The sequence below is a fragment of the Roseovarius sp. MMSF_3359 genome (genome assembly GCF_030733385.1).
Lineage (GTDB): Bacteria > Pseudomonadota > Alphaproteobacteria > Rhodobacterales > Rhodobacteraceae > Roseovarius.
Genome location: NZ_JASHJC010000025.1, coordinates 1 through 13657 on the forward strand (window position 1 = coordinate 1; position 13657 = coordinate 13657).

Here is a 13657-nt window from a genome sequence, read left to right on the forward strand (position 1 = left end):
ATCTCGACTTCATTTGTCCGTCCTTTTGTTGGGCGGACTCTACACAAAAATGGAGGAGATTCAGGGGCTCAGGTCAGCTTTATCAAACGTCAAATCACCTCCAAACTTCTCGTAGTTCAGAACCTCAGGTCAGCTGGAAACCCGATACGATGGGCTGTACGCAACGCATAGTTTGGGGGCACGACTAAGCATACCGCGACGAACCTGCACTGAATGCCGTTAGTGCCAAGCTCTCATTGCTGCACAGGCCAACAGCACTGCTGCGCTCGAGAGTCGGAGGCGGGCAACATTGCCGCCATAAACAAACCCATAATTCCTACCAATAATAAGCGAAATATCATTCGGCATCTCCTGCATTTAATTTCTTAGACTTATCAGAAGGGGCTCAATTTCTTTCAATTGCTGTGGAATTTGGCCCTGTCCTCTGATCACATTCTGAAGGGCTTCACCTTCAAATAGTTGAATGGACCCAGCAAAGTGTATACAGTCACTTCTCTCATCTTCAGAAAAGCTTTCAGTACTTAGGGCGCTGTATCCAATCATTATCTTTGCCATCTCTGTAAAGTCTCCGTAATTTTCTGGCGCACAGAGAACAGCGAGTGCCGTCTCAAACTGATTAACCATTAGTAGTGAGAGTCCGTAATTGAAGGCGATCGATTGATTAAAATCACCCCTAGAGTCATAGTCTTCCCAAAGCGCCGAAAGCACGCCAACTGCATCTTGGTATCGACCTGATGCAATCAGCCCTGCGGACAAATTGAACTTTACACCCTGTAAATTCTCTAAATCCGCAGTAAGTATTTGTGCCTTTTCCCATGCGGCCACCGCCTCTTTGTGCTTTCCACATGCAAAGTATGCTACACCAAGCGTATTGAAGGAGCTCCAATCTGTATCGTCCAGCAATATAGCACGATTTGAAATCGAGATTGCCCGCGCACAGAATCCATCACTAACCAGTCTTCGAGACTCAGCATTCAGTTTGTTGATTTCAATGGTTTCTTCGATATCCAGCGGCAGTACTGTGGGGGTCGCAAAATATGAAATCACACCCAAGGCAAAAGCGCCTGTCGCTCTTACTGTGATTGGCCCGAATTTGCCTCTAACATGCAGAGCGCCGAGAACCTGATTAGCAACCACAGCTACAGATATAGCCAGTGCGATACGTATCAGAATAACAATGTTTGGATCTGAAAATGGTTCATTTCGATATGCAAGGTAGCCAACCAGGGCAAAGACAAAAACTGCACAAAAAACCGCAGCAGACCTTTCAAGATTATTTCTTTTGTCGGGCATTACCTTTCCTCACTATGAAACTAGTTTTTCAAGTATATCCTTCAAAATTCTGCCTTAGCCCACATTCTCCAGATAGAGTGCATTCCCGTACACATTATTGCTATCTTGTCCCCGATCAAGTCTCAAAAGCACGCTGCGCCGCGATGCCCGCAACCGGAAAACGACAGGCACAGGATCATCTTGAAAGTTCGAAAATCCCCGCATTTGCATATTCTTCGCCGGGACCTGCGGAAACTTAGCGATAAGCCATTCTCAAAGCGCGACTGCATCACGGACTTAGGCATGTTCCCGCTGCCGCTTGTCAGCAAGTGTGTCATAAACCTTTTTCCGCGCGGCATTGATGGCGCCAAGTGGTTCATGCTCGGGTGGCACATGCCAAGGGTTAAAGCGCAAATGCTCCACATCCAGGTCCGGAGCGCTGCCTGGGTCGGTCTCGATCGCCAGCGTCGCCACGGTCACCAGGTCAGACACATCAGCCCAAGAGTATGAAGGCATTTCGATATCCACGTCGCGCGGGTTGCTAGGACGTTCGATGCAAAACGCAACCTCTACGACACTCGCTTCCGAGGTCGCCTCACACGCCAGTATCTTGTATTTCACAGGTCCAATATCTCCGAGCCTGTAGGGTGTCGCGCTGGAATACTCCAGGTGCCAGCGTTTGACCTTACTGATCGGCTCTTTCTCGCCCCGAAAGCGGAACAGACGCAGCGCATCATCCAGCGTTCGCAGCGTGAATATGGTTCCAACGAGGCCGCCCAACGCCTCCCAGAAGGAAAATGCATCGTCTGAGGTTTGCTTCCGCTGCAGGAGTGGCACCAATTTTTCGTTGACTATCGTATAGTCACCGAGGTCGTCGGAAAAAAACGTATCGACATCGACCAGGACGAAATCGATGGCGCATGCGTCGTCTGGGTCGGTTAGTAACCGCTCTCCCGGATCAGCATGAATTTTAATCGCCATGCCGTGAACATCGGGTTTTGCAGCGTCTTGCTCTTTTCCATTGGAATAGCGGATCACCGCAGTGTAGCTCGCCGGTGTTGCAAACAGCCCTTGTGCCAAAGCCGGGTCAGTGTCGTCTAGCGCATGCACCTTAAAAGTCGCGCGGTGATGGCCGCCATGTTTTGCATGTTGCGCCCGGCATCCTTTAGCCGGAATCTGCGTGTTGGCTTTGATGATACGGTCGATAAGAGCGTCCGGCTCTTCTGCTTTTGTCATAATATTCTCCAAAATATACGCAACACTCGCTTCAAAGGCGTGTGTTGCGCAGGGTAACTCGAAAGTGCTTTCAACGGAGGGTTTGAACAGCCACCGAAGCCATACAGTTTTCCCATTTGCGTCTGGTCCAACTCTTCCTAGAGCCATTCACTGACCGTGAAGCCCGGGCAAGCTTTCTGAGCATAATCGTTGTGGCCGCTGATCTTCCCGATCAGAGTCCGGCCCCGAATGTCTGCGATCAAATCGCGCAGTGTGGCATCTTGCGCATCCGTGAAGTTGTCACTGAAAGCATCAGTCTCGGACGAACCGAAACCACCGATCAGGGAGATGCTGATCGTACCGGGATTGTGGCCTCTCACATGGGCACCAACAACAGTTTCCGCGCGTCCCTTTGCGACGCTGCCGTCGCGGTCAATCAAATAGTGGTAACCGATATCTGTCCAACCGCGATCCGACACGTGCCACCTGCGGATTTCGGCCGCCTTCTCTTCAACCGAACGGCCTGCATACCATTCGGGACGGGTGGCCGTGCAGTGCACGATGATCTCATCCACGGCATGGCGAGCACGGCCCTGGTAAATCATGCCTCCCGTGCTGGTGGCAGCCGCGACCTGTTGCATCGCGGCAGCTTCGCCATCATTGTGGAGCCAGTCTTCAGCGGCCTTGCGCGTCCGGCGGCCAAAATCACCGTCAATCGGGCCGGGGTTGTAGCCAAGCGCATTCAGCGCTTGTTGAATGGATGTCACGGCAGCAGCCGGGCTGGTAATTGCAGCGTAATTTGTCATTTTGTTATTCCCTAACTAATCTGATCAAACCCGGGGCTCAGCGCCATGGGCGGTTTATTCGTGAGCTCGGCACAATGATTTACCGATCCACCTATTGATCAGGTTAGAGGGCTACGCTTCGTGATTCATGGTCCGAACAGATCATGACTCTTCCATTAGTTGAAATGGGGAACCCTGAATCACCGGTCATCAAGTGACGGGCGGCAGCACGCGAAGGATCAGCCGTATCAACTCGTTTCTACTGCTCACGCCCGCCTTGGAAAGCACGGCAGCGACCTGGTTCTTGGCCGTTGCCGGGCTTGTATTTCGGTGTTCTGCGATCTCTGCAATGCTTGCGCCTTCCGCGATCCATCGGCAAACATCGGTTTCCGCTTGCGTCAAGCTGTAAAGCTCAGTGAATCGGTCAAGCCTGAGATATGGGATCCGTTCAGGATCAATTATGGTGACGAGCGCACCGTCCAGCCCGTGCTCGAGTTCAGCTTTGCTGTCACTGATGGGGCCAATGTCCAGCAGGTAGGGGGTCAGCCCTGACGGACGCCTGACCGAGATCAGGGATTCGTGCCGGTTTGCCTCGCCTCGGGCCGTGGCCGCCACGTCGAAAATATGTGATCGGATTTTCGACGTTACGTCGGGATCAGATGTGACGATTGTCCCGTCACGCGCCAATGCGATACCGTCCTTCAGATCAAGGATCCTTTCCACTTCCGCGTTTCTGACGATCACCTGACCATCCGGCAACGCAATCGCTATTCCCGCCTGCACGTGGTCCAAAACCGTGAGTGCGGCCTTGTACCGGGCCTTCAGAAAGGTAAAGACGCGGCCAATCTCCAAAGCTTTCGTCAGATGTGGCAGCAGGGCGCGTATGCGATTGCTCGCAGTTGTCGGAATTTCATGTTCCCTACGGTCAAAGCCGACGCTCATCGCGTCGAACCAGACAGGATCTGAGTTCAGGCGCACCCCAAGTCGCCGGGCGATACCGGTTCTTTTTCTCAGGTAGGCGTAATCTTTGCGACCGTCGAGAATTTCGGCCGACTTTCCCGTTTCAAGGTCAGGGATCGGTTGATGCACCGGTTGAGCCTGAAGAAAATCCCAATCCTGGTTTTGCAGCCGGGAAAGCCAGGCACCATAGTACCACCCCGCTGGTGTGCGGGAGAAATCAAGGTAGACGCTGGACATCAGCGTCAGGTCTTTTGCCCCGGCATTCCGGCCCCGGACGACCAGGGCAATTGCCTTGGCTTCGACGACGGACGCCGTTGCATCCAAAGCCTTGCGCCAGCTTCCGGGATTAACAGCTGTATCGTAAATCGTTTCGAGGGCCTGATAGCCGCTGAAATCTAACTTCAATTGTTACCTCCGGAGTTCGTAGGGTTGCGGCGGGCATCAAAGCCATACCCTTTTGCGTGTCGCGATGGAGGGCTCTTTCTAAACCAGCTGTGCATCTTGTTTATAGCGCACAAGTTGGAAAAAACGCGAACGCAAGTCGCGGCTGGTCTACACTCAACTGATAATTCTGTCGGTCGAAACGAGGATACTTGAAGCTTTCTCCCGAAGACCAAGATGGGAAGCAATAATTTGAACGGCAGCAGGGCCCCGCTTCTCGATGGCCAATCCAGACCGCAGCGAAAGTCCGCGTTTGAGCCGCTCAAGAATCCGAAATGCTGCGTCGTGCATGAACGGCGGCTTTCAGGAATCTATAGGTGAATTCTGGAAGTGGTCGAAATTCGGCTCTGGGCCGTCCCGATCGGCGCGATTTTGACGTGGCTGCAAGTTGCTGCAACCGGCCCGGCGGCGGCAGCTAGCCCACTTGCACCTAAGTGTGCCCGCAGCGAAGGTCTGGTCTTGGAGACCCCTCAAAAGTTGTTGAACATGCGCCCAGCAAAAGAAGTTCTTTTGCTTAACCGACAGGCCCTCGCAACTCTCAAAAATGATCGTTTTTGAAATGCAGCATATGCGCCCAATGCACAACCCAAGCAAAATCGGTGTATGAGGTGACCCTAGATATGTAGACGGTTTGCTTGAATTTTTTTGGAAGCAAGGAAAGACACAAATGTCAGGTCAATTTCGCTACTCGGATGAATTCAAGATCGATACGGTGGCTCAGAGCACGGAGCGTGGTTATTCGGTCAAGGAAGTGGCTGAAAGGCTCGGGATCAGCGCCAAATCTCTGTATATTTGGATGGCACAATTCCCGAAGCCACAGAGGCAGACGGATCAAGAAGCTGAGGTCAGGCGTCTCAAGAAAGAACCGACCCGCGTGACCGAGGAGCGCGAAATCTTAAAATAGGCCACCGCGTACTTCACCAGGTATGCAAAGTGAGGTACGCGTTTATCGACGCGTATCGCGAGCTGCATCCTGTCCGTGTTGACTATGAAAAAAGACAGCACAAACTGGAAATGACAGGTGTCTAAGAAACTAGGGGCACCTCACTCCGCGAAATTGCAGTCACTTCACTGGAACTTTGTACAGACATGAAATCAACCATGCATTGCAGCCGGTTGAGTGAAAGGAGTTATCAAAGCTGTTGGAAGGGCGAAGTGTCGAGATGACGGTACAAGTAAGTAGCCATCTCGACGTAGTCTGTTAGAATCTCTGGTCTTACCAACCCACGGCTTTGTCCCTGAACTGTAGATGAACGACGTTATCCGTGGCAGTTCCGCCACTCTCGCGGACCGGATTGGGCATAAGCACAACCTGCTGTCGCGCTTTCCGGTGGGCGGCCTCGATATCGCGTTCTGCCTTTTCCACCTTCGCTTTGAGGCCTTCAAAGCGTGCCGTTATCTCGGCTTCGACCTTCTGATCTTCCACCAAGTTGAAGAGTTTTGGTGGATCAGGCGTAATCGCGATGGTTTCGGTGGCCCAGTATGCGGGCACAACAGAAGAAGCCACCATCAAATGCTCTCGCCTTGATTTCACAACTTGTTCGTACGCTTTCGCAATCCGTTCACAGGCCACGAAGTAGTCCGATTGTGCGGCATCGCTTTCAATTCGAGATCGTGTGAATTCAACATAGTTGGCTTCAGCTTCTGCCAAGTTCAGTTGCAACTCAACAATGCTTGCATCTGCTGATTTCTGTAGCGCAGCGGGCGCGGTTTTGTCCATCAATCTCAGCCGAACCATGGCCGCTTTCATCATACGGTCACTGGCCTCAAGCTCGCGAACTGGGTCGCACATCAGTCCAAATTTTACAGCAGACAGGAAAGCAATGATGAGGCCAAGAGCAAAAATCAGCAGCCCCTCAAGGGTCGTTGGAAAGAAACCATCTGCAAGTATATTCTGGATATTCGGAGAGTATGTCGCTCCGCTTTGCGACCTCACATAAGCGATCGCCAAGTTGATCCAAACGATAGCAAAGATCGCAGCACAGGCAATCAGAAGAGAGAACCACCGCTTCCAGCGCCGTAAGTGTCCAACAGCCCACAGACGCAGGCACAACCAACCTGCAAGCCCGCCGATACCAATATTGCCAAGTGAGATCATGAACGCCAATGACCAACCGGCGAACAAGCCGCCTTCGCCGAAGTCTGCAATGACAGCGCCGTTTGCGAGCGTTTCCACGACCAGGACAATTGCTGCCATAAGGAATACCAGCCAACGACGTTTTGCGTACCGCGGTGCACGCGTCAGGCCGTACAGGACCTGTGTTCTGCGTCCTTCGTCTTCTGCATCCCGCACTTCAGCTAAGATTTGTTCGCGCTCTTCACGGTAACTCGTGACGCATACCATCAAATCAGTCTCAGCCTGCGCAGCCAAGCGAGAAGGGAACCCCTCATCCAGTTCGGTATCTGCGCGTTGTTCCCTACGCTCTCGTTCTTGCTCACTTACAATCTCGGCTTGACTAAGTTCTGCGTCGCGAGCGCTTTCCAACAGACGAAGTTCGCCTTCGTCTTGTTCGGCCGATGCGGGGACGCTTGCAGGGTGGGCGGACCACTTGGCGGCAGTCCAGTAAATTGCTTCGGGCAAACCAAGATCTTTGCTAAGTTCGTCAACATCTTGGACATTGAACCTTTTGTCACTTGAGGACTTCCAGATCGCCATTTGATCATCCTTTTTGCTTGGTGTGAAAATGCCCCGCTAAGGCCGTCAGCGGCCTTTGGGGCGCTATACTTAGATGTCGACAACCCTGACCGATGCTGCGCCCATGGCGCGCAAATTTGACTGCCAATATTCAATCAAGGCAGGGGTCTGCGATGGGCTTTGGCGGTTGATCACGTAAAGCACGATATCGACTCCGCTAAGATCAATCTGGCATTGCGCTGGCCACGCATCCAAAAAGTTGGGCGAGTGACCATAGGAGGTAACCTTACCAGGCACAAACTGAAGAAAATCGGAGGCCATACGCAGTGACTTGCCAGATGCGTTTCGCATTTCGGGTTGGCGCATCAGTGAAACGATTGCTTCGCAAATCGGGCTGGCAGATTTTCGGTCCGGCGCGAACAACCCGCCCAAAGCCCTCTCCACACCTGCCTGAAAGACAGCAAAGTCTCGAGCGGCTTCCCCTGGGCTTGTGTGGAAAACGTCGCGGTCGCTTGGCGTTCCCGGGTTGCAGGTGCGATGCAAGTTTATCAGGGGTTCGTTAACGTCTTCGTCATCAATCCCAGACAAGACAATTGTTGTTCCGCGTTCCTCTTGCACAATGTCGTCAGTTACGAGCGTATACAGACGATCCAAGACGCTCTGCGAGACTGGATCAGACATGTCAATTGCCACCGCTGTGGCCTGTGTGCGGTAGCCTGAACTATCACAATCGTCGTCGCGTCGAGGCTGAGAGACTGGCGCTGGCGAAACTTCAACGGTTGTCTCCACGTCCAGAAGCGGACCAAAATGGCTCGATGCCGCAGCATATACCCCGGTGGCTGCCGCGACGACGGCTGCGGCAGTAGCAATGGAACGAAGACGCGTCTTTTTCTTTTCTTTTGCCTCTTCTTCTTCAAGTATCTTGAAGTAGGCGTTTGTACGCCGGGACTTGTACGCTTGCTTAGTTGTCCAGAAGGTCTTTTTCTTTGCCATTACTTGATGAGCCCCCATGTTCAACTGTCGCTATTGACACTTCAGAAACAGACCTCCTTCGCTGAGGTCGAATCTTGGTTAAGAAAATTATTACCAAAAGTAGCAAAATAGTAGCTAATTGGCAAGTTTATGTTACCGTTCGGGCACCACGGATCACGCGGTGCACGTTCTAGCCACCGACCCAGCCGTCGAAATTCGATGGCGATAAAATCAATGCTTGTTTAAGTACCGGCCACTTTGTAGACGCAGTAGAAGTACTTACGGCGGGACATTTTTATGAAGACTGGGCGTGTTATTGGCCTTTTGACTGGCAGCGGCACGCACAGAGACCCTACCATCGAACGCCTCAAAGAAGCTGGCTATGAGCCGGTAATTGTCCATATCGCTGGGGGCGCAGGGCCAACAGGAGTAGCAATTCGTCTTGGCGAGATTGATCGAATAATTCGATATCTGAACAACCGCGGCGTCAAAGAAGTTGCTCACATTGGTGATGTCAGCCTGATGCATGAAGACGCGGAAGGTTACATCGGGAGCAGCCAGACGCTAGCGCCGAATGAAATGGAAAAGTTCATTGTCGGAGACAACACCATTGAAGAGATCCTGCAAAAGGCAGCATATCTCTTTGGGAAATCAGGCATCCAACCGGTTCATTTGAAGGACTTGGTGCCCTGCTTCTCGATCGACAAAGAAGGATGGATCACTCCACCTCATCCAAGCGTTGAAAATCAGATCAATGCGCTGGCTCGAAGAGTTAGCCTAGAGATCGCCTCCGAAATCAACCGATATGGCCGTCCGCAAGAACTACGGCGTACAATTGTGCTCGAAGAGGGTACAGGTCTTGATATCCGTCGTGAAGCCCACACGCACAAAGTGCTGAGCGAAATCCGTATGACAGCCAAGAAACCCGGTCACCTCCGGACGCTCATTAAAGTTGGAAGCAACTTAGGCCAAGACTGCACTCTTGAAGCGCCAGTATTCCACCCGGATCTTATCTACGCGTGCAAAAAGTCAGAGATCGACCTAGTCGTGTTAAACAGTTCGCAGGGAGTAATCACGCAGCGCGACGTCGTCGCGCGAAAGGCAGCAGAAGCAGGTATCGCTGTTTGGACAATTCGTCAACCGTTGGTAGCAGTTGCTGAAGAGCCTGGGAACCAATCCGAACCTTAGGCTCCCGCGACCGGCTCCGATGCTTCACTCAGCGCACGCAAATAGATACGGCTGTTGAATTCACTCTCGACCTTGATAAAGCGATCTTCGACACAAGCCAGAAACAGTTTGCTCGAGTCCGTCAATTCCACGCACAAAAGATGCGGGTACTTTTCTGAGTCGAACAAACCTCGTAAAGCAAAGGCGTCGTCGAGGTCGCGATCTGCGAAACCCGGCACCTGACGAATAAGCGTCCTCATCAGTTCTTCGGTAAAACCTGACGACGCAATAATGGTCGTCGGCGCGCCCGCGCTATCGGTGTCTGACATTGCCGCACAAAAATTTGCGAAAGATTCTGGGAACTTTGCAGCCCAAAGATCGGGGTGAGGGAGCAACGCGTCCAAACGGGCTATTTGCAACTCCGATAACCGAACGGGGTTCAATGGGGTAACGGACTTGGCCTCTTCGAACGTGACGCCCCCGGCCGACAATTCGCTCAGAATTCGTTTAACTGCAGGGTGATCGTTGGCCAACATATGATCTACCAGTAACCTCCAATGTTCAGCGGACAGATAACGATCATGCTGCTGCATACCCTTGTTGAGCGCACCGCGCTTCTTGCCGATAATGTCGCCGATTTTCTGGTCGCTGTAGCCGGTCATGAGCTTCTTGATATCACGATCACGAAACTCTGATGCTGTCTTAGTCATGTAAAAACCGGTCCCAAACAATTCTGCCGCAGCCGTCTTCTTGAAGACCTGATTGGAGGTCGCGGCTTACTGGAATAAGCGCACCGGAAGGCGCTATGTCAAGGCCCCAAAATCGCACCTTTTGAGACATTCGGGCAAAACGGTTGCAAAATTACCATTACAGTTGCGAGCTCAAAGTCCACCAAGCGTTACTTCAAATAATTGAAATATAGTTGTTTTTCTGTATTCCTGTTGCGACGCCGCTCATTTTGCGCACCATAAACAGAATTGAAAGGAGCTCACGCTGGAATCTTGCCGATGTGATGCGGATTGATCAGCGAAGTCCCACCGATTTCGCCTTACTGTTTCCAAAATTGGGTCAACCAACCGGAATGTTAGCGCCACCAAGCCTAACCGAAAAACAAAACGACTCAGCAAACAGAGCCGGGCGACTTGCGTCAGCCCACAGTCGCGAGGATAAGCCAGACCAATCGCGCACGCACTTTAAATGATCGAATGCAAGGCTCGCGGACTGACAGCGGAGGAACGCCTTGCCATACGTCAGGACAAATCAGCGCTCGAGGTCGCAGCATTCAAAAATTGGGTGTATGCCTCACGTGCGCAAGTTTCAGCCAAGTCACCAACCGGCCAGGCACTCAAGTACATCGCCATATACTGGGACGGCCTGATCCTGCTTCTTACCGATGGTCGTTTCGAGATGGACAGCAACGCCACCGAGCGGACACTCCGCCCGATTGCCTTACAGCGCAAGGATGCACTCTTTGAAGGTCATGACGACGGTGCACAAACTGAGCCGTCATCACGTCGTTAATCGAGACCTTCAAGCTCAAGAGAGTCGAACATCATAGCTACCTGACCCGCATCCTAATGGCACAAGCAAAATGATTTCGACCAACTGCTACCGTGAAATTGGGCAGACTGAAAAGCCGCTTACTATATGGTCGAGTTATTAGGCTAACTTTCTACACCGCGCTCAACAAGCCCCGCGCTAGTTCAACAAGCCGAGTTCAACGGCCGGGCACCGTAGCTTGCATAGTTAGGGTTTTGCATATTGAGCTGGCAATTCACTGATATTGCACGATCTGCCTGCGTGCCGTTTTACAGAGATATGTATGAACGTCAGACGAGTACGTGGGATTGCAAATCCGCTGAACAATCCGTCATTTCCAAAAGCTACGCACATAAAGCGGACTTTGGGTCAAAGTCGGCTTTGTCCGCATAGCGGTCGTGCAAGAAATCTATTTGCTGCAGGTTGAGCGAACGTCGGCTTTCGGGAATTGCACTGCGGCTTAGCCAATTGAACTGAAGGTCCGCTTTGGGCCAAAGTTGCTGTGGTGGCTGCAGGAAGACGCAACCTTATTTGCTCCCACACTTGACGTCAGAAAAGCTATGAAATAGGTGGTAACTCTGCTGAGCGGGCGTTGTGTAGTGGTAAGACCTTAGCCTTCCAAGCTAATGACGCGGGTTCGATTCCCGCCGCCCGCTCCAGCCAACATGACCCTTCCTTACATGTCCGATTCGCTGATGCAGAAGGTGCGATACGCACCTTGCAACTGATCTCGACGCCACGCGCCGGGCGAAATCGGTTGCCCCTTACCTGCCCGCGTCGATCTGGCTCTTGACCCGCGCTTGCGGCGCGGCCAAACACGGGTGAAAATCTGGGGAAAACATCCATGGTGCGCAGAGCGGCAGAAGGGGCGGAACAACTCGACCGCGAAAAATCCAGGCATGTGGGTGCGCTGTCGCATCTCTGGCCATTTCTCGCCCCCTATCGGCTTCTTGTTCTGGGGGCGCTTCTGGCGCTTGTTCTGACCGCCAGCGTGTCATTGCTGCTGCCGATGGCCGTGCGCCGGGTGGTTGACAATTTCGGCGCGACGGACGGGGCGATCCTCGACCTCTATTTCACCGCGGCCCTTGGTATCGCGGCACTTCTGGCCCTTGGGACTGGGCTGCGATATGCCCTCGTCACACGGCTTGGCGAGCGGGTTGTGGCCGACATACGCAAGGCGGTTTTCGCCAGGGTAATTGGCCTCAGCCCCGCTTTCTATGAGCGTCTGATGACCGGCGAGGTTCTCAGCCGGATCACCACTGACACCACCCTGATCCTCAGCGTGATCGGGTCGTCCGTCTCCATCGCGCTCAGAAATCTGCTGATCTTTCTTGGCGGGCTTGTGCTCATGCTGTTCACATCGGCCAAGCTGACCGCGATGGTGTTGCTGATTGTGCCGCTCATCATCGTGCCAATCCTCACCCTTGGCCGCCGCCTGCGCGTGCTCAGCCGCGAGAACCAGGATTGGATCGCCGCGAGCTCCGGCAATGCCTCCGAAGCCTTGTTGAGTGTGCAGGCGGTGCAGGCTTTCACCCACGAAGAGGCCAGCCGCGCCAGTTTCGACGAGGTGACCGAGCTCAGTTTTGACGCCGCCCGCAAACGCATCTGGACGCGCGCCCTGATGACCGTGATCGTGATTTTCCTGGTCTTCACCGGGGTCGTCTGCGTGCTCTGGATCGGCGCCCGGGATGTCCGCGCGGGCGGGATGAGCGCGGGTACGCTCGTTCAGTTCGTGATCTATTCCGTCATGGTTGCCGGTGCGGTCGCCGCGCTGTCGGAAATCTGGGGCGAGTTGCAACGCGCCGCGGGGGCGACCGAACGCCTTGTCGAATTACTCAATGCCAATGACGCGGTGACCGATCCGGCGCACCCCGTTGCCCTGCCCCGCCCGGTCAGAGGCGAAATCAGCTTCGAGGCGGTGAATTTCGCCTATCCCTCTCGCCGTGAACAACCCGCGCTTGATGCCCTGAACTTGACGATCAAACCGGGGGAGACCGTGGCCCTGGTCGGGCCGTCCGGTGCCGGAAAGACAACGATCATCCAACTGATCCAGCGATTTTATGACCCCGACACCGGGCGCGTGACCCTCGACGGGATCTCACTGGCGGAGTTGGCCCGAGTTGATTTCCGGCAGGACATTGCTCTGGTGCCGCAGGACCCGGTGATCTTTGCGGCCTCGGCCCGCGACAACATCCGTTTTGGCCGGCTGGACGCGAGTGATGACGAGGTCGAAGAGGCGGCCCGCGCTGCCGCGGCGCATGACTTCATCACAGCCCTGCCCGACGGGTATGACAGCCCGCTTGGCGAGCGCGGCGTGATGATTTCCGGCGGGCAGAAACAACGCATTGCCATCGCCCGCGCCATCCTTCGGGATGCTCCGGTCCTGCTTCTGGACGAGGCGACATCCGCGCTTGATGCCGAAAGCGAACGCGCCGTGCAGCGGGCGGTGGAATCGCTGGCGCGCTCTCGCACAACGATCATTGTGGCGCACCGGCTTGCCACCGTGAAGAAAGCGGACCGGATCATCGTGATGGACCAGGGCCGGATCGTGGCCGAAGGCACCCATGACAGCCTCGTGGCGCAAGACGGCCTTTATGCCCGTCTCGCCCGGCTACAGTTCACAGATGCCTGACCGCCGACGGCAACCAACCGGCGTTCGCTGACGCTCACC

The 13657-nt window shown here is 53.8% G+C and carries 11 protein-coding genes and 1 tRNA gene; 5 read left to right on the forward strand and 7 right to left on the reverse strand.

Annotation, left to right across the window (positions count from 1 at the left end):
* Window positions 1-357 precede the first annotated feature (357 nt).
* From RBB29_RS21440 to RBB29_RS21455, 4 genes are all read right to left on the reverse strand, one after another.
* On the reverse strand, window positions 358-1293 hold the full coding sequence (locus RBB29_RS21440; RefSeq protein ID WP_306116854.1) for a tetratricopeptide repeat protein: 936 nt from the start codon (window positions 1291-1293) through the stop codon (window positions 358-360).
* A gap of 276 nt (window positions 1294-1569) precedes the next feature.
* Window positions 1570-2508: a hypothetical protein gene (locus RBB29_RS21445; RefSeq protein ID WP_306116855.1), complete on the reverse strand. Its 939-nt coding sequence runs from the start codon at window positions 2506-2508 to the stop codon at window positions 1570-1572.
* Between the two features lie 137 nt (window positions 2509-2645).
* Window positions 2646-3293 carry an N-acetylmuramoyl-L-alanine amidase gene (locus tag RBB29_RS21450; protein WP_306116856.1) on the reverse strand — a complete coding sequence of 216 codons (648 nt, stop codon included), beginning with the start codon at window positions 3291-3293 and terminating at the stop codon, window positions 2646-2648.
* Between the two features lie 189 nt (window positions 3294-3482).
* Window positions 3483-4637: a helix-turn-helix transcriptional regulator gene (locus RBB29_RS21455; RefSeq protein ID WP_306116857.1), complete on the reverse strand. Its 1155-nt coding sequence runs from the start codon at window positions 4635-4637 to the stop codon at window positions 3483-3485.
* A gap of 703 nt (window positions 4638-5340) precedes the next feature.
* Here RBB29_RS21455 and RBB29_RS21460 point away from each other — a divergent pair.
* The gene (locus RBB29_RS21460) at window positions 5341-5577 is read left to right on the forward strand and encodes a transposase (RefSeq protein WP_306116858.1); all 237 of its coding nucleotides are present in this window, start codon (window positions 5341-5343) and stop codon (window positions 5575-5577) included.
* Window positions 5578-5889: 312 nt separating this feature from the next.
* On the opposite strand, the gene RBB29_RS21465 is transcribed toward RBB29_RS21460, so the two are convergent.
* Window positions 5890-7329: a hypothetical protein gene (locus tag RBB29_RS21465; RefSeq protein WP_306116859.1), complete on the reverse strand. Its 1440-nt coding sequence runs from the start codon at window positions 7327-7329 to the stop codon at window positions 5890-5892.
* A gap of 69 nt (window positions 7330-7398) precedes the next feature.
* Window positions 7399-8301 carry a hypothetical protein gene (locus tag RBB29_RS21470; protein ID WP_306116860.1) on the reverse strand — a complete coding sequence of 301 codons (903 nt, stop codon included), beginning with the start codon at window positions 8299-8301 and terminating at the stop codon, window positions 7399-7401.
* 276 nt (window positions 8302-8577) lie between these two features.
* On the opposite strand from RBB29_RS21470, the gene RBB29_RS21475 reads away from it, so the two are divergent.
* A complete protein-coding gene (locus RBB29_RS21475) occupies window positions 8578-9468 on the forward strand; it encodes a hypothetical protein (protein ID WP_306116861.1) in 891 nt (296 codons plus the stop codon).
* Here RBB29_RS21475 and RBB29_RS21480 read toward each other — a convergent pair.
* The gene (locus RBB29_RS21480) at window positions 9465-10157 is read right to left on the reverse strand and encodes a hypothetical protein (RefSeq protein ID WP_306116862.1); all 693 of its coding nucleotides are present in this window, start codon (window positions 10155-10157) and stop codon (window positions 9465-9467) included. The genes RBB29_RS21475 and RBB29_RS21480 overlap by 4 nt on opposite strands.
* A gap of 487 nt (window positions 10158-10644) precedes the next feature.
* Here RBB29_RS21480 and RBB29_RS21485 point away from each other — a divergent pair, with 487 nt between their 5' ends.
* From RBB29_RS21485 to RBB29_RS21495, 3 genes are all read left to right on the forward strand, one after another.
* Window positions 10645-10968, forward strand: coding sequence for a transposase (locus tag RBB29_RS21485; RefSeq protein WP_371931539.1), 324 nt, complete (start codon window positions 10645-10647; stop codon window positions 10966-10968).
* 603 nt (window positions 10969-11571) lie between these two features.
* Window positions 11572-11645, forward strand: a tRNA-Gly gene (locus RBB29_RS21490).
* A gap of 185 nt (window positions 11646-11830) precedes the next feature.
* Window positions 11831-13618: an ABC transporter transmembrane domain-containing protein gene (locus tag RBB29_RS21495; protein ID WP_306116863.1), complete on the forward strand. Its 1788-nt coding sequence runs from the start codon at window positions 11831-11833 to the stop codon at window positions 13616-13618.
* Window positions 13619-13657 lie beyond the last annotated feature (39 nt).